At 61.3% G+C, this 15,373-nt stretch carries 14 protein-coding genes; 2 read left to right on the top strand and 12 right to left on the bottom strand.

Annotation, left to right across the window (positions count from 1 at the left end; translation table 11 throughout):
- Positions 1 to 7: 7 nt before the first annotated feature.
- The 3 genes from gcvH to J3P84_RS21440 form a co-directional block, all read right to left on the bottom strand.
- Positions 8 to 391 carry a glycine cleavage system protein GcvH gene (gene gcvH / locus J3P84_RS21450; protein WP_434561638.1) on the bottom strand — a complete coding sequence of 128 codons (384 nt, stop codon included), beginning with the start codon at positions 389 to 391 and terminating at the stop codon, positions 8 to 10.
- 431 nt (positions 392 to 822) lie between these two features.
- Positions 823 to 2,331 carry a sigma-54-dependent transcriptional regulator gene (locus J3P84_RS21445; protein ID WP_434625719.1) on the bottom strand — a complete coding sequence of 503 codons (1,509 nt, stop codon included), beginning with the start codon at positions 2,329 to 2,331 and terminating at the stop codon, positions 823 to 825.
- Between the two features lie 195 nt (positions 2,332 to 2,526).
- Positions 2,527 to 3,432, bottom strand: a complete 906-nt coding sequence (locus J3P84_RS21440) for a LysR family transcriptional regulator (RefSeq protein WP_434625717.1) — start codon at positions 3,430 to 3,432, stop codon at positions 2,527 to 2,529.
- 112 nt (positions 3,433 to 3,544) lie between these two features.
- Here J3P84_RS21440 and J3P84_RS21435 point away from each other — a divergent pair, with 112 nt between their 5' ends.
- Both J3P84_RS21435 and J3P84_RS21430 read left to right on the top strand, forming a co-directional pair.
- Positions 3,545 to 4,423, top strand: a complete 879-nt coding sequence (locus J3P84_RS21435; RefSeq protein ID WP_434625715.1) for an MBL fold metallo-hydrolase — start codon at positions 3,545 to 3,547, stop codon at positions 4,421 to 4,423.
- A 218-nt stretch (positions 4,424 to 4,641) separates the two neighbouring features.
- Complete coding sequence (locus J3P84_RS21430; RefSeq protein WP_434625713.1) at positions 4,642 to 5,256, top strand: NAD(P)-dependent oxidoreductase; 615 nt, start codon at positions 4,642 to 4,644, stop codon at positions 5,254 to 5,256.
- A 9-nt stretch (positions 5,257 to 5,265) separates the two neighbouring features.
- Here the strand turns inward: J3P84_RS21430 and J3P84_RS21425 are convergent, their stop codons facing one another.
- The 9 genes from J3P84_RS21425 to J3P84_RS21385 form a co-directional block, all read right to left on the bottom strand.
- Positions 5,266 to 5,595, bottom strand: a complete 330-nt coding sequence (locus tag J3P84_RS21425) for a GlpM family protein (protein WP_187293334.1) — start codon at positions 5,593 to 5,595, stop codon at positions 5,266 to 5,268.
- A gap of 25 nt (positions 5,596 to 5,620) precedes the next feature.
- Positions 5,621 to 6,901 (bottom strand): sigma-54-dependent transcriptional regulator, encoded by a 1,281-nt coding sequence (locus J3P84_RS21420; RefSeq protein WP_305501337.1) that lies wholly within the window; start codon positions 6,899 to 6,901, stop codon positions 5,621 to 5,623.
- A 44-nt stretch (positions 6,902 to 6,945) separates the two neighbouring features.
- Entirely contained in the window at positions 6,946 to 8,847 is a 1,902-nt protein-coding gene (locus J3P84_RS21415) for a sensor histidine kinase (protein WP_434625711.1), read from the bottom strand.
- Positions 8,848 to 9,021: 174 nt separating this feature from the next.
- On the bottom strand, positions 9,022 to 9,756 hold the full coding sequence (locus J3P84_RS21410; protein WP_014339893.1) for an amino acid ABC transporter ATP-binding protein: 735 nt from the start codon (positions 9,754 to 9,756) through the stop codon (positions 9,022 to 9,024).
- Positions 9,753 to 10,424 (bottom strand): amino acid ABC transporter permease, encoded by a 672-nt coding sequence (locus J3P84_RS21405; RefSeq protein ID WP_014339892.1) that lies wholly within the window; start codon positions 10,422 to 10,424, stop codon positions 9,753 to 9,755. Before J3P84_RS21405 ends, J3P84_RS21410 begins: the two co-directional genes overlap by 4 nt.
- Positions 10,424 to 11,170, bottom strand: a complete 747-nt coding sequence (locus J3P84_RS21400) for an amino acid ABC transporter permease (protein WP_434569610.1) — start codon at positions 11,168 to 11,170, stop codon at positions 10,424 to 10,426. Before J3P84_RS21400 ends, J3P84_RS21405 begins: the two co-directional genes overlap by 1 nt.
- Before the next feature lie 187 nt (positions 11,171 to 11,357).
- Positions 11,358 to 12,272, bottom strand: coding sequence for a glutamate/aspartate ABC transporter substrate-binding protein (locus J3P84_RS21395; protein ID WP_434625708.1), 915 nt, complete (start codon positions 12,270 to 12,272; stop codon positions 11,358 to 11,360).
- A 442-nt stretch (positions 12,273 to 12,714) separates the two neighbouring features.
- On the bottom strand, positions 12,715 to 14,253 hold the full coding sequence (gene glpD, locus J3P84_RS21390) for a glycerol-3-phosphate dehydrogenase (protein ID WP_434631457.1): 1,539 nt from the start codon (positions 14,251 to 14,253) through the stop codon (positions 12,715 to 12,717).
- Between the two features lie 322 nt (positions 14,254 to 14,575).
- Entirely contained in the window at positions 14,576 to 15,331 is a 756-nt protein-coding gene (locus tag J3P84_RS21385; RefSeq protein ID WP_434569608.1) for a DeoR/GlpR family transcriptional regulator, read from the bottom strand.
- Positions 15,332 to 15,373: the final 42 nt, after the last annotated feature.

Genomic DNA, 15,373 nt, shown 5'->3' with positions numbered 1-15,373 from the left:
TGGCTCCTCAGGCTTCGGCGTTGGCTTTGATCAGGCGATCGTAGGCGTCTTGATCCAACAGCTTAGCCACTGCGTCGGCGTCGGTCGGTTTAAAGCGGAAGAACCAGCCGTCGCCCAGCGGATCTTCGTTGACCAGTTCCGGGCTGTCGCCGAGCTTGTCGTTCACTTCAAGTACTTCACCATCGAGGGGCATGTACACACCGCTGGCGGCTTTCACCGATTCAACCGTGGAGGCTTCGTCGCCCTTGGCGTAGGACTGCAATTCAGGCAGTTGCACAAAAACCACGTCGCCCAATGCGTTCTGCGCGAAGGCGGTAATGCCTACGGTGACGCTGCCGTCTGCTTCGGTGCGCAGCCATTCGTGATCTTCAGTAAAACGCAACTCGCTCATGGAAACTCCTGGGGCCAGATTTCGTCTGGTGGACGCGAAGAAAGGCGCGGGGCTTGGCCCGGCCGAATGGTTATACCCATAGCAAGAATGCGGCCAATGTTTAAAAGTCTTTGTTTATCAATGGACTGGCGGGTTTTACAACATGCTCGGCAGGTTGTGCTGTAGCGAAATCGCTACAGCGTGGCGCCTGGAAAAAATTGTTGTGGGATCAAAGCGTTGCACAGTGCAGGTTAGCGCGAGGTGTATCGATATCGTTCCGCTGTAGCGCTTTCAGTACAGGTAGAGGTCGTTTTTGATGCGATTCTCGACCACAGAACCTCTGTGGGAGCGAGCCTGCTCGCGAAAACGGTGTGTCAGTCAACATCAATGCCGGTTGATGCACCGTATTCGCGAGCAGGCTCGCTCCCACAAGGGGATGTGGTGCGCTGGGCTTATGGTTTGTTGGAAATACCGTACTTGCGCAACCGATGGGCAATCGCGGTATGGGAGGTCTGCAGGCGGCTGGCCAACTGGCGAGTAGAGGGGTAGTTGGCATACAGCGATTCGAGCAATTGCTTCTCGAACGCTTCGACGGCTTGCTCCAGGCTTTCGACTTCCACATCGCCCTGGCGCGCCACGGAGGTGCCGGCGATGTCCAGGTCGCCGATGTCCACCAGGCTGCTCTCGCAGATGGCGGCGGCGCGGAAGATCACGTTCTGCAGCTGCCGCACGTTGCCCGGCCAACGGTTGCCCAGCAATGCCGGATAGGTGCCGGGGGCCAACCGGCAGACCGGGCGCTGGATCTGCGCGCAGGCCTGCTGCATGAAATAACGCGCCAGCAGCAGGATGTCCTGGCCGCGCTCACGCAGCGGCGGGACTTCGACGTTGAGCACGTTCAGGCGGTAGAACAAGTCTTCGCGGAACGAGCCTTCGCTGACCATTTTCTCCAGGTTGCGGTGGGTGGCGCTGAGGATTCGCACATTGACCTTGATCTCCCGATCGCCACCCACCCGGCGAAAGCTGCCGTCATTGAGGAAACGCAGCAGCTTGGCTTGCAGGTACGGCGACATCTCGCCGATTTCATCGAGAAACACCGTGCCCTGGTTCGCCAGTTCCATCAGCCCCGGCTTGCCGCCGCGCTGGGCGCCGGTGAAGGCGCCGGGGGCATAGCCGAACAGTTCGCTTTCGGCGAGGTTCTCCGGCAAAGCGGCGCAGTTCAGGGCCAGGAATGGCGCACCGTGGCGGGCGCTGATGGCGTGGCAGGCGCGGGCCACCAGTTCCTTGCCGGTACCGGTCTCCCCCTGGATCAGCAGCGGCGCATCCAGGGCCGCGACGCGCTGGGCCCGGGCCTTGAGCGTGCGGATCGCCGGGGATTCGCCCAGCAGCGCATCGAAACCCTCGGCGTGGTCGTGATGCAGGGCCGACAGGCGTTCGCCGATACGGTTTGGCTGATAAAGCGTCAGCAGCGCCCCGGCATCGGTGATGGGCGTGGCGTCCAGCAACAAGGTCTGGCCGTTGAGGGTGATTTCCCGCAGCGGCAGGCGAAAGCCGTTTTCCAGCAGCGCGTCCAGCAGCGCCGTGTCGCCGAACAGCTCGGCCACGCTTTCCCCGGCCGGTTCCCGACCGTACAAGGCGATCAGCGCGGGGTTGGCGAGCAGCACCTTGCCGGCGCTGTCGAGGGCCAGCACCGGGTCGGTCATGGCGGCGAGCAAGGCATCGAGCTGCAAGTGTCGGCGTTGCCCCGGCAGAATGTCCACCACGGTGACCGCCTGCACGCCGCGCACGCTGAACAGTGCCTCGCGCAGTTCGTCGAGCACCTGCGGGCTGAGGGTCGGGGCATCGATGTAGACGTTGGGCGGCACCATCTCCACCGCATCCAGGTTCAAATTGCGCCCACCGAGCAAAGCCAGGACTTCCTGGGTGATGCCGACGCGGTCGATGAAACTGACGTGGATGCGCATGGGGCGGTTTCGGGTTCTGGATTACGAAGGGTGGCAAGTATGCCTTGGGCCGGGGTTTTGGTGAAATCCCGGTCATGCGTCGATTTCCATTGTGGGAGCGAGCCCGCTCGCGAAAGCAGTATGTCAGCCAGCATTGATGTTGGCTGAGACACCGCTTTCGCGAGCAGGCTCGCTCCCACAGGCTCCCCACAGGGCTTATAGCCCGTCATCCCACTCAGGCGTCTCGGGAAACTTCAGCACCAGAAAATCCACCAGGCAACGCAGCGCCGAGGGCATGTGCTTGCGCGATGCATACACCGCATACATGTTCATCAGCCGCGGTTCGGCGTGGGCCAGCAGGCGCACCAGTTCACCACTGCGCAGATAAGGGCCGGCCTGGTAGCTGGGCAGCATCGCCACGCCAGCCCCGGCGATCGTTGCCTGGAGCAGCGTGCTGGCTTCGTTGGCGCTGATGTTGCCCTGCACCGGCACCGCGATCTGTTCGCCGTCCTGCTCGAAATGCCACAAGCTCTTGCCGACGTAGGAATGGGTCAGGCAGTTGTGCCGGCTCAAATCCTCCACCCGTTGCGGTGTCGGCTGCTCGCGCAGGTAACGGGGCGAGGCGCAGATCACCGAGCGGCACACCGTGAGGCGCCGGGCGATCAGGTTGGGATCGAGATCGTTGCTCATGCGGATCGCCAGGTCGATGCGCTCATCCACCAGGTTCACCGTGCGATCGAGCATCTGCAGGTCGACGCTTACCCCCGGGTAGCGCTTGACGAACTCGGCCATGGCCGACGCCAGTTGGGACTGGCCGAACGACGGGCTGGCGGTGATGCGCAGCATGCCCCGGGGCGCGTCTTCCGGCGTGCTCACGGCGGCTTGAATGTCGCCGGACAGCTCGAGCATCTGTCGGCAGCGCGGCAGGATCTCCGAGCCGGCGGCCGTCAGGCTCAGTTTGCGCGTGGTGCGGTGCATGAGCCGAGCACCGACCCATTCTTCCAGCTCCGCCAGGTACCGCGACACCACCGGTCGCGACAGGTCCAGATGTTCGGCCGCCGCCGATTGGCTGCCCAGGTCCACCACGGTTACGAACACCCGCATTGCTTGTAGACGATCCATGATCTGCCCGCTTTTAGAAACAAACTATGTTCCAGCATCGCATTTTTTGTATCGAGTCAGGCAACTAAGCTCTCTCCATTCCCTTGCGGACCCTTGGACGACGGAGCACAACATGACCGGATTCACCCCAATCAAACGCCTGCTGCTGGCGACCGCCGCCTTGGCCTTCACCGCCCAGGCCTGGGCGGCCGACTTGACGCTCGATGTCTATAACCCCGGCGCCGCGGCGATTTTTCCGGTGACTTCGGTTCTGGTCAGCGGCGACAAGGAGGCAATCCTGGTGGACGCCCAGTTCGGCAAGGCCCAGGCCGAGCAGGTCGTGGAGAAAATCCGCGCCAGCGGCAAACGGCTGACCACGATTTACATCAGCCACGGCGATCCGGACTACTATTTCGGCCTTGAAACCCTGACCTCAGCGTTCCCTGAAGCCAAGGTGCTCGCGTCGGCAGCGACCGTCGAGCACATCCAGCACACCGCCGACGGCAAGTTGAAATACTGGGGGCCGATCCTGAAGGCCGATGCACCGGCCAAGACGCTCGTGCCCCAGGTACTCAAGGGCGACAGCCTGACGCTGGAGGGCAAGCGCTTGCAGATCATCGGCCTCGACGGCCCGCAACCGGACCGCAGCTTTGTCTGGATTCCATCGATCAAGGCAGTGGTTGGCGGCGTGGTGGTGGCGGAAAATATTCACGTCTGGATGGCCGATACCCAGACGGCGCAATCCCACAAGGACTGGCTGGCGACGCTGGCGGGCATTGAAAAACTGCAACCGGCCACGGTGATCCCCGGCCATTACCTGGGTGAAAGTGCCCGCTCCCTGAAGCCGGTGCGCTTCACCGCCGACTACATCAAGGCCTTCGACGAGGAGACCGCCAAGGCCAAGGATTCCGCTGCGCTGATCGCCGCGATGAAACAACGCTATCCCAACCTGGGGGAGGACAGTTCGCTGGAACTCAGCGCCAAGGTGGCGAAGGGCGAGATGAAGTGGTGACCCTCAACCTTTGACCGGGGCTTTTGTGGCGAGGGAGCTTGCTCCCGCTGGGCTGCGCAGCAGCCCCCATACCAGCAAATGAGTTGTACCTGGCACACCGCATGAACCTTTTTGCGACTGCTTCGCAGCCGAGCGGGAGCAAGCTCCCTCGCCACGAATGTGTTCATGGCTCCAAGACGCGTTGAAGTAATCCCTACGAATAACCATAGGAGAATCTCATGAGCAAAATCGCAATCATCGGCGCCACCGGCCGGGCCGGCAGCCAGCTGTTGGAAGAGGCCCTGCGACGCGGCCACAGCGTGACGGCCATTGCCCGCAATACAACCAAGATCGGCGAGCGGGCCGGCGTGGTCAGCAAGCAACTGGACGTACTGGACAGCGAGGTGTTGGCCGCAGCAGTCGCCGGCCATGACGTGGTAATCAGCGCCGCGCACTTTGCCACCGTGCCGGCCGATAAGGTCATCGCACCGGTGAAAGCCGCCGGGGTCAAGCGTCTGCTGGTAGTGGGCGGTGCCGGTTCGTTGTTGCTGCCAGATGACAGCCGTGTGATCGACAGCGAAGGCTTCCCGGAGGAATACCTGGCCGAAGCCAGCGCCGGTGCATTGTTCCTCGACGTGTTGCGCAAGGAACAGGACCTGGATTGGACCTTCCTCTCGCCCTCGGCGGAGTTTGTCGAAACCGAGCGCACCGGGCAGTTCCGTGTCGGCAAGGATCACCTGCTGTTCGACCAGGCCGGACGCAGTTGGATCAGCTTTGCCGACTACGCCATTGCGATGATCGATGAAATCGAAACGCCGCAGTTTTCACGGACGCGGTTTACCGTCGGCTATTGATCGCGGGGATCAGCCGTGAAGCCGCACCCAGACGCTGACCAGCACCGTCGCCGCCATCAGCCAGGCGACGGCTGCTACGGCCAATGAAGCTTCGAGGCGCATGCGGTCGACCATCACGTACAGCGTCGCAAGATAGACGAAGTACGGAATGATCGACCACATGCCGAACACGATGGTGGTCTTCAGGTCGTCCACCGAGCGGCCCTTGCCGACAATGTAGTGGGCGATCAGGGCGAACGTCGGAAACAGCGGCACCAGCCCGGCAATGTAATAATTCCTGGTCTTGGCGAGCATCGCCAGGATGACCACTACGGCTGCGCCAAGCGCCGCCTTGAAAATCAGATCCACAGGTTCGCGTCCCCGGTCAGTGGCTCAAGCCATATTTTTTGACTTTGTCGAACAGCGTGGTCTTGGCCATGCCCAGTTCCTGGCTGGCCTGGGTCAGGTTGCCGCCGCTGCGTTGCAATGCGTCCACCAACAGGTTGCGCTCGAAGGCTTCCACCGCTTCGGCGAAAGCCAGGCCCTGGCTGCCCGCGCTGGCGCCGGACTTCTTGAAAGCGGGCAGGCCGAGGGCATAACGCTCGGCGACGTTGCGCAGTTCACGTACGTTGCCCGGCCAGTCATGGCTCATCAGGTTCGACAGGGTCTGGTTGTCCAGCTCCGGCACCGTGCGGTCGAAGCGCAGGGACGATTGCTGGAGGAAATGCTCGAACAGTTGCAGGATGTCCTCGCGCCGTTCGCGCAGGGGCGGCAGTTCCAGGGTGACCACGTTGAGGCGGTAATACAGGTCGCTGCGGAACTGCCCGGCCCGGCCCATTTCGTCGAGGTCGGACTTGGTGGCGGCGATCACGCGACAATCCACGGCCACGCTCTGGTTCGAACCCAGGCGCTCCAGGGTGCGTTCCTGCAACACCCGCAGCAGCTTGATCTGCAAGGGCAGGGGCATGCTTTCCACTTCATCGAGAAACAGCGTGCCGCCATCGGCGTGCTCGATCTTGCCGATCCGACGTTTGCCCGCACCGGTGAAAGCGTTGGCCTCGTGACCGAAAATCTCGCTTTCGAACAGGTTTTCCGGCAGCCCCCCGCAGTTCAGCGCGACGAACTGTTTGTCGTGGCGTCGGCTGAAATCATGCAGGCAGCGGGCGACCAGCTCCTTGCCGGTGCCGGTTTCGCCCTCGATCAGTACGTTGGCCGAGGTGTCGGCGACGTTGGCGATCAACGCTCGCAAATGCTGCATGGCCGGCGAGCGGCCAATGATCCGGCCTTCCAGCGAATCGCGTTCGGCCAGTTTCCTGCGCAGCGTTGAAACTTCCCGGGCCAGGCTGCGTTGCTCCAGGGCGCGGCGGGCAACGTCCACCAGGCGTTCGGGAGAGAAAGGTTTTTCCATGAAGTCGTAGGCGCCTTTCTGCATGGCGCCGACGGCCATGGAGATGTCGCCGTGGCCGGTGATCAATACCACTGGCAGGCTGCGGTCGCGGGCCTTGAGCCGGGTCAGCAGTTCCAGCCCATCGATGCCCGGCAGCCGGATGTCACTGATGACGATGCCGGCAAAATCATCGCCAACCCGTTCCAGGGCCTCTTCGGCGCTGCCTACGCCCACGCAGGGAATGTCTTCCAGGGTCAGGGCCTGTTGGCAGCCCAACAGGACATGGGGGTCGTCTTCGACGATCAGAACGCTCAGGTCGTTGTTCATAGCGGCTCGGCAGGTGGAAGGCTTACCAACGGTAAACTGAGGACAAACGTGGTGCCACCATCGTCCGGGTGCTCGACGCCCAGGTGCCCGCCCGCGGCGGCGCACAGGCTCGCCGAAAGCGTCAGGCCGAGGCCCAGGCCTTGTTCGCCGGGCTTGGTGGTGAAGAAAGGTTCGAACAGATGCTTGCGTGCCTGCGGATCGATGCCGTGGCCGTTATCGCGCACCCGCAGGCGGTATTTGCCATCGCTCATCTCACCGGCGAGCCACAGTTTTGGCTCGGGTTGGACTTGCATCGCGTCCAGGGCGTTGCCAATCAGGTTCACCAGAATCTGCTCCAAGCGTGTCTGGTCGATTTGCAGCTGGACGTCTTCGAAAGCTGTCTGTGTCTGGACGCCAAGTTTTTCCAGACGCGCCCCGAGCAATTGCAGCGCGGCCTCGACGGCCTTGCCCAGGCTGGCCCGGCCTTTGTCGTCACCGCGCCGGGCAAAGGCACGCAGGCTGGCGGTGATCCGGCCCATGCGATCGATCAGGTCGTTGATGGTCCTGAGGTTGGCGCTGGCAATGTCCAGTTGGCCGCGCTCCAGGAAGCGCACCGTGTTGCCGGACAACGTACGCAACGCAGCCAGCGGCTGGTTGAGTTCATGGGCGATGCTGGTGGACATCTGGCCGATGGCCGCCAGCTTGCCGGCCTGTACCAGTTCGTCCTGGGCGCGGCGCAGGGTCTCTTCCGCTTGCCGGCGTTCGCGGATCTGGCCTTTGAGCCGCTCGTTGCTGGCCCGCAGGTCGGTGGTGCGTTCGGTAATCCGACGTTCGAGCTGGTTGTTGGCTTCCTGCAACGCTTCTCGGGCGGCGAGGCGGGTGGCAATCACCTTGCGCCGCTCGTTCCAGGCGATCAGCAGGAAGGCCACCAGGGCAAACGCCACGGCCACCAGGATGCCCTGGTTGATCGCTTGGCGGCGCAGGTCTTCAAGCGGGGTGAGCAAGGTGAAATTCCACGGCGTGTCGCTCAACGGCCGGGTTTGCGAGAGGTAGCTGGTGGCCTGCTGGTCGGCGGCGATTTCGGTATTGGCGGGGAAGGTCAGCTTCTCCATGCCTTCGGCCAGTTGCTCGCGGGCCAAGGGGATCAGTTCGTTCAGCGGGAACCAGTAATATTGCAGGCTGCGGGCCAGGCGTTCCTTGGTTTCGTCGCTCAGCGGCCGTACGGACTTGAGCCGTCGCGCCGGATCGCTGGAGAGGATGATGATGCCGTTCTCGTCGCTGACGAAGGCTTCCAGGCGTGCTCGCTGCCAGCGTTCCTCCATGGCTTCGAGACGCACCTTGACCACGGCCACGCCGATGATCTTGCCCCTTTCTTCCAGCCCATGGGCCAGGTAGTAGCCCGGCTCGCCGTTGGTGCTGCCGATGCCGTAGAAGCGTCCCGGCTGGCCGCGAACGGCGTTCTGGAAGTAGGCGCGGAATGACAGGTCTTCGCCCAGGTAACTGTCGACGTCGCGCCAGTTGCTGGTGGCCATCACCCGGCCGGTGGTGTCCATGACATAGATGGCCCGGCTACGGCTGCGCCGATTCAGGCCTTCGAGGTATTCGTTGACGGTCTTGCGGTGCTCGGGTGTCGGGTCGTCGAGCAGTTTCGAGACGCTGGATTCAAGCTCCAGCAGGCTGGGCAGATAGGTGTATTTGCTGATCTCGCTTTCCACCGCCCGGGCATGCAGTTCCAGCTGGCGCTCGCCATTCTCGGCCAGGCCGCGAATGCCGTAGTGCTCGCTGATCCAGAAGCCGAGGTAACCCAGGCCGATCATCAGCGCAATGACCAGCGGCGGCAGGAACAGGTGGCGGATCAGGCGGGGTTTCACGGCGAGTGATGGCGGCGCGGCGCGATAGAGGGTGGGGTCGCATTTCATCACAGAAGCCTTGGGTCAACCACATCACTTACTCAAGAATCACCGCAGTCCCTTGTGGGAGCGAGCCTGCTCGCGAATGCGGATTGACATTCAGCATGAGGTTGACTGTCATGGCCTCATTCGCGAGCAGGCTCGCTCCCACAGGGGATAGTGGGAGCTTCAGCAAATGTTCTTTTAGTGCTGCAGGATTTTCTCAAGGAAATGCTGCGCGCGTTCGGAGCGGGCGCTGATGTCGCCGAAGAACTCTTCCTTCTCGCAATCCTCGATGATCTGGCCCTGGTCCATGAAGATCACCCGGTTCGCCACTTTGCGGGCGAAGCCCATTTCGTGGGTCACGCACATCATGGTCATGCCTTCGTGGGCCAGTTGCACCATCACGTCCAGCACTTCGTTGACCATTTCCGGGTCGAGGGCCGAGGTCGGTTCGTCGAACAGCATCACCACCGGGTCCATCGCCAGCGCACGGGCAATCGCCACGCGCTGTTGCTGGCCGCCGGAAAGCTGGCCCGGGTGCTTGTGGGCGTGGGCGGACAGGCCGACGCGCTCAAGCAGTTGCAGGCCTTTTTTGGTGGCTTCTTCCTTGCTGCGGCCCAGCACCTTGATCTGCGCGATGGTCAGGTTTTCGGTGATGGTCAGGTGCGGGAACAATTCGAAGTGCTGGAACACCATGCCCACCCGCGAACGCAGTTTCGGCAGGTTGGTCTTCGGGTCGGCGATGGAGGTGCCATCGACCACGATGTCGCCTTTCTGGAACGGCTCCAGCGCGTTGACGCACTTGATCAGCGTGGACTTGCCCGAACCCGACGGCCCGCACACCACCACAACCTCACCCTTGCTGACCTCGGTGCTGCAATTGGTCAGTACCTGGAAGTCCCCATACCACTTGTTGATGTTCTTGATAGAGATCATACGGCGAACCTTTTTTGCAGACGCTTGACCAGCAGCGAGGCGGCAAAGCTGATTGTGAAGTACACGAGACCTGCGATGATCAGGAACTCATTGGAGCGGCCGATGATGTCGCCATTGGCCCGCGAAGCATTGAGGAAGTCCACCAGGCCGACGGTGTAGACCAGCGAGGTGTCCTGAAACAGGATGATGCTCTGTTGCAGCAACAGCGGGGTCATCTTGCGAAACGCCTGGGGCAGGATGATCAGGCGCATGACCTGGCCATAGTTCATGCCCAGTGCCTGTGCCGCGCCCATCTGGCCCTTGGGGATCGACTGCACGCCGGCCCGGACGATTTCGCAGAAGTAAGCCGCCTCGAACATCATGAACGCCACGACGCAAGAGCCGAACGCGCCGATCGGCGTGTCTTCACCGGTGATCCAGCGCAGCACGAACGGCACCGCCAGGTAGAACCAGGTGATGACCAGCAGCAACGGGATCGAGCGGAAATAGTTGACGTAGGCGCCAGCGATGTTGGAGACCAGCTTGTTGTGGGACAGGCGCATCAGCGCCAGGATCGTCCCCAGGATGATCCCGCCAACGACACCCAGGGCCATCAGCTTGAGGGTCATCACCATGCCGTTCCACAAACCGGGAATGGCCGGGATGATGCCTGTGAAGTCGAATTCCATTATTTACCCCCCACGGAGATCAGGCCGGGCACCGCGACTTTCTTCTCGACCATGCGCATGAGCAGCATCAGGCTCATGTTCAGGGTGAAGTAGATCAGCGTCGCCAGGGTAAAGGCTTCGAACAGGTTGGCCGAGAATTCGGCGGTCTGCTTGGTCTGCGCGAGCAGCTCCATCAGGCCGATCAGCGAGGCCACGGAGGAGTTCTTGAAGACGTTGAGAAATTCCGAGGTAAGCGGCGGAATGATGATCCGGTAGGCCTGGGGCAACAGCACGTTCCAGTAGATCTGCGGCAGCTTGAAGCCCATGGCGCGGGCGGCGGCTTCCTGGCCGCGTGGCAGCGCCTGGATGCCGGTGCGCACCTGCTCGCAAACCCGTGCGGCAGTGAACAGGCCCAGGCAGACGACGACGCTCAGGTAGGCCGAGGTGGTCGGGTTGAGGTCCTGCTTGTACCATTCCTGCATGTCGGCGGGCAGCAGGTCCGGCACCAGGAAGTACCAGATGAACAGCTGCACCAGCAGCGGCACATTACGAAAGAGTTCCACGTAGCAAGTCGCGATGCCCGACACCAGCCGGTTCGGCACGGTGCGCATCACACCCAGGATCGAGCCCAGCAGCAGGGCGATGATCCAGGCGACGACGGCGATGGCTATGGTCCAGCCCAGGCCGGCCACGTACCAGTCGAGATAGATCTCGCTGCCCACGCCGGTGGACTTGAAGAACACGCCCCAGTCCCAGTTGTAATTCATCAGGGTCTCCCCTCAGATCGATCGATGTACAAATATCTGCAGGGGGAAGTCCTTTCCCGCCCAATCTTGAGAATCGGGCACACACCGACGGCTCGACCGCACCGTTCGAGTGGTTCCTTGGATGCCAGCAGGGAATGACACACTCCTGGAAGGGCAGGCCCTTCCAGGAGGTAAGGTTAGTCAGAAATCAGGATTTCTTGTCGTCAGCCGCTTTATCGGTCGGCGTGGCGATCAGTGCCTTGAGTTCGTCGCTCATCGGGAAATTGAGGTTCAGGCCTTTTGGCGGGATCGGTTGCATGAACCATTTTTCGTAGATCTTGTTGATCTCGCCCGACGCGTAGGTGGCCTTGATGGCGTCATCGACAACCTTTTTGAACGGCTCGTCGCCCTTGCGCACCATGCAGCCGTAGATTTCGTAGGATTGCGGAGTACCGGTGACGGCCCAGTCATCGGCCTTCTTGGCCTTGGCGGCTTCACCGGCCAGCAGCGCGTCGTCCATCATGAACGCGACGGCACGACCCGATTCCAGCATCTGGAAGGATTCGCCGTGGTCCTTGGCGGAGATGACGTTCATGCCCATCTGCTTGTCGGCGTTCATGGCCTTGAGCAGGCGCTCGGACGTGGTGCCGGCGGTGGTCACGACGTTCTTGCCCTTGAGGTCGTCGAAATCCTTGTACTTGGAGTCTTTCTTGGACAGCAGCTTGGTGCCGATCTCGAAGATGCCAACGGAGAAGGCGACTTGTTGCTGGCGCTCGACGTTGTTGGTGGTGGAGCCGCACTCCAGGTCCACAGTGCCGTTCTGTACCAGCGGGATACGGGTTTGCGAGGTGACCAGGTTGTACTTGACCTGCAGGTTCGGCACATCCAGCTCTTTTTTCAGAGCTTCGACGACTTTCAGCTGGATGTCGTGGGAGTAGCCGACCGGTTTGCCGGAAGCGTCCGCGATGTAGGAAAACGGAATGGAGGCGTCGCGGTGGCCGAGCGTAACGACGCCGGACTCTTTGATCTTTTTCAGTGTGCCGGTCAGTTCGGCGGCGAAGACCGGAGTGCTGATCAGAGCGGCAGCAACGGCTGCGCCCAGGAGATGGGGAACGATGCGCATCGATGTTTCCTCGACATTGTTTTTTTTGTATTCGGCCGGTTCACCGGCCCTGAGTGCTTCGAATGCCTGGCAGCTCCTGTTGTGTTGGCGTACAGGCGTTCGTCTCCACGAGTGTAGAGCATGACTCGTGCCAGGCCAGTGGCGATTGGTTAACACTATGTTTTTAAAAGAAATTAATGTTTTGTTTCAGGTTTTTGGCCGGTTGTTTATCCGGTTTGCCGAACTGACTGTCAGGTCGTGTTCGGAAAACCGAATGACTTGGGACCTCATCAACTCCCCTGTGGGAGCGAGCCTGCTCGCGAAGGCGGCCTCTCAGTTCCATCAGTTGGGAAGTGGATGGCCTCTTCGCGAGCAGGCTCGCTACCACAGGGATCCGTGGCGGATCCGGATAACAAAAAGCCCCTGAACTCAGGGGCTTTTCGTTTAGCTAGCGTGTTACCGCTCAGGCCGCTTCGATCTTGCGCCGGTTGTGCTCGACCTTGTCCAGGTACGTGCGAAGCTTCTCCTGTTCAGCGGCGCTCGTGAACAAGCCCAGCTTGCTGCGACGCCAGAGAATATCCTCGGCGTCGATGGCCCACTCGTCGCTGCACAGATAGTCGACCTCCCGGGTATAAAGGCCTGCGCCGATGTGGTCGCCCAGGTCGGCAAGGCTGTGCACGCCTTCGAGCATGCGCCAGGTGCGGCTGCCATAGGTAGTGGCCCAGCGGCGGGCGATATCGGTGGGCAGCCAGTCGAACTTGTCGCGGATTGCCGAGCACAAAGCCTGTGGCGTGGTCATGTTCTCGCCGCCGGGCAAGGTCTCCAGGGCCGTCCAACTCGGGCGCATCTGGGTGAAGTACGGAGCCAGCTGGGCCATCGCCGACTCGGCAAGCTTGCGGTACGTGGTCAGTTTGCCGCCGAACACCGATAACAACGGAGCTTCCTGGCCACCGCCCGACAGCGCCAGGGTGTAGTCCCGGGTCACGGCGGAAGGGTTGTCGGATTCGTCGTTGCACAAAGGCCGAACCCCGGAATAGCTGTGCAGAATGTCGTCGCGGCTGATCTGCTTCTTGAAGTGCGCATTGACGACTTTCAGCAGGTAGTCGGTTTCACCCTCGGTAATTGCCACCTTGGCCGGATCGCCGGTGTATTCGCGGTCGGTCGTGCCTATCAGAGTGAATTGATTCAGATACGGGATGGTGAAGACGATGCGCTGGTCTTCGTTTTGAAGAATGTGCGCATGCTCGCCTTCGTAGAGTTTTGGCACGATCAGATGGCTGCCCTGGATCAGACGGATGCCGTAGGGCGATTCCATTTTCAGGTCATCACGAATGAACTTGGCGACCCATGGGCCGGCGGCGTTCACCAGCGATTTGGCCAGGATTGAAAACAGGCTGCCGTCGGCACGTTCCAGGTTCAATTGCCACAGGCCTTTGCTGCGCCGAGCGCTGACGCAACGGGTGCGGGTGTGGATATGCGCGCCTTTTTCTCGCGCCGCCATGGCATTGAGCACCACCAGCCGGGCGTCATCGACCCAGCAATCCGAGTATTCGAAGCCTTTGGTGATCTCGCTTTTTAATGCGCTGTCGGCGCCGAATTTCAGGCTCCGGGAGCCGGCGAGTTGCTCGCGCTTGCCCAGGTGGTCGTAAAGGAACAGGCCGGCACGAATCATCCAGGCCGGACGCAGGTGCGGGCGGTGTGGCAACACGAAGCGCATCTGCTTGACGATATGCGGAGCCTTGGTCAGCAGCACTTCGCGTTCGGCGAGTGCTTCACGCACCAGGCGAAATTCGTAATGTTCGAGATAACGCAGGCCGCCATGGATCAGCTTGCTGCTGGCCGAAGAGGTGTGGCTGGCCAAATCGTCCTTTTCGCAAAGGAACACCGAAAGACCGCGACCCGCAGCATCCGCGGCGATCCCTACACCATTGATACCGCCACCGATGACGGCGACGTCATAGATTTCAGCGAGAGGGGGCATAGGCAAGGTGGAATTGGGCATCGGCTGGCCTCGGGTTCTTTTTTCGAAATATTTGAATTCGAACATAAATGTTCATTTGCGAAAATACTAGCCCATAAGCACAGCAACAGCCAGTCGAATCCGATTGAAAATACTGATCGAAGTACGCTGAAAGGAAAATTTTCGAACAAAAAGGAGTTGAGGAGGGTTTTTGTGGCGAGGGAGCTTGCTCCCCCCGCTGGATGGCGAAGCCGTCCCAAGCAGGCCGGCGTTTTTCTTCAGGCTAGCCCCATCAGGCCGATTTACGACGGCTACGCCGCCGAGCGGGAGCAAGCTCCCTCGCCACAGGGGATCGGGGGTGAAGTCAGACCACTTCCAGGCGAATCTTGTGCTGGCTCAACAACTGCGCCAGGGCCGGCACCGGCTGCTGGTCGGTCACCAGGCAATCGATCAGGCTGATCGGGCCCAGGCGGACCATGGCGTTACGCCCGAACTTGCTGGAATCCGCCGCCAGCAATACCTGCCGGGCGTTGGCGATGATGGCTTGGGAGACCCGGACTTCCTGGTAGTCAAAGTCCAGCAGGCTGCCGTCCTCGTCGATCCCGCTGATGCCCACCAGGGCGAAGTCGACTTTGAACTGACTGATGAAATCGACGCTGGCCTGACCGACCACGCCGCCGTCACGGCGCACGTTGCCGCCGGCGATCAGGACTTCGAAATCATCCTTGGCACTGAGGATCGATGCCACGTGCAGGTTGTTGGTGATGACTTTCAAATGGTTGTGATTGAGTAGCGCCCGGGCGATGGATTCGGTGGTGGTACCGATATTGATGAACAGCGAGGCGTGGTCGGGAATCTGCGCAGCGATCGCTTCGGCGATGCGTTGCTTCTCATCGCGCATCTGATCGGCGCGCATGGCGTAGGCGGTGTTTTCCACGCTGGAATCGTAAGCGGCGCCGCCATGGTAGCGGCGCAGCAGGTTCACTTCCGCCAGTTGATTGATGTCGCGGCGGATGGTCTGCGGGGTGACGACAAATAGCTGCGCCATTTCCTCGATGCTGACATAGCCGCGTTCGCGGACCAGTTCAAGGATTTGCTGCTGGCGGGGAGGCAGATTCATGGGGCTTCCTTTGGGCTGCCGTACAAAATTTGCCCATGATGC

It is taken from the genome of Pseudomonas sp. Z1-29, assembly GCF_051131995.1.
In the GTDB taxonomy this organism is placed as follows: domain Bacteria; phylum Pseudomonadota; class Gammaproteobacteria; order Pseudomonadales; family Pseudomonadaceae; genus Aquipseudomonas.
The sequence above is the reverse complement of the archived record's forward strand: the minus strand, read 5'-3'. Positions and strand labels throughout refer to the sequence as shown.

What these genes read in the sequence shown, in the direction of transcription:
- J3P84_RS21430 (WP_434625713.1), top strand. Translation starts at nt 4,642, where the DNA reads ATGAGCAAAATCGCAATCATCGGCGCCACCGGCCGGGCCGGCAGCCAG.
- J3P84_RS21395 (WP_434625708.1), bottom strand. Translation starts at nt 12,272, where the DNA reads ATGCGCATCGTTCCCCATCTCCTGGGCGCAGCCGTTGCTGCCGCTCTG.
- J3P84_RS21435 (WP_434625715.1), top strand. Translation starts at nt 3,545, where the DNA reads ATGACCGGATTCACCCCAATCAAACGCCTGCTGCTGGCGACCGCCGCC.
- J3P84_RS21440 (WP_434625717.1), bottom strand. Translation starts at nt 3,432, where the DNA reads ATGGATCGTCTACAAGCAATGCGGGTGTTCGTAACCGTGGTGGACCTG.
- J3P84_RS21405 (WP_014339892.1), bottom strand. Translation starts at nt 10,424, where the DNA reads ATGGAATTCGACTTCACAGGCATCATCCCGGCCATTCCCGGTTTGTGG.
- J3P84_RS21400 (WP_434569610.1), bottom strand. Translation starts at nt 11,170, where the DNA reads ATGAATTACAACTGGGACTGGGGCGTGTTCTTCAAGTCCACCGGCGTG.
- J3P84_RS21445 (WP_434625719.1), bottom strand. Translation starts at nt 2,331, where the DNA reads ATGCGCATCCACGTCAGTTTCATCGACCGCGTCGGCATCACCCAGGAA.
- J3P84_RS21410 (WP_014339893.1), bottom strand. Translation starts at nt 9,756, where the DNA reads ATGATCTCTATCAAGAACATCAACAAGTGGTATGGGGACTTCCAGGTA.
- gcvH (WP_434561638.1), bottom strand. Translation starts at nt 391, where the DNA reads ATGAGCGAGTTGCGTTTTACTGAAGATCACGAATGGCTGCGCACCGAA.
- glpD (WP_434631457.1), bottom strand. Translation starts at nt 14,253, where the DNA reads ATGCCCAATTCCACCTTGCCTATGCCCCCTCTCGCTGAAATCTATGAC.
- J3P84_RS21385 (WP_434569608.1), bottom strand. Translation starts at nt 15,331, where the DNA reads ATGAATCTGCCTCCCCGCCAGCAGCAAATCCTTGAACTGGTCCGCGAA.
- J3P84_RS21415 (WP_434625711.1), bottom strand. Translation starts at nt 8,847, where the DNA reads ATGAAATGCGACCCCACCCTCTATCGCGCCGCGCCGCCATCACTCGCC.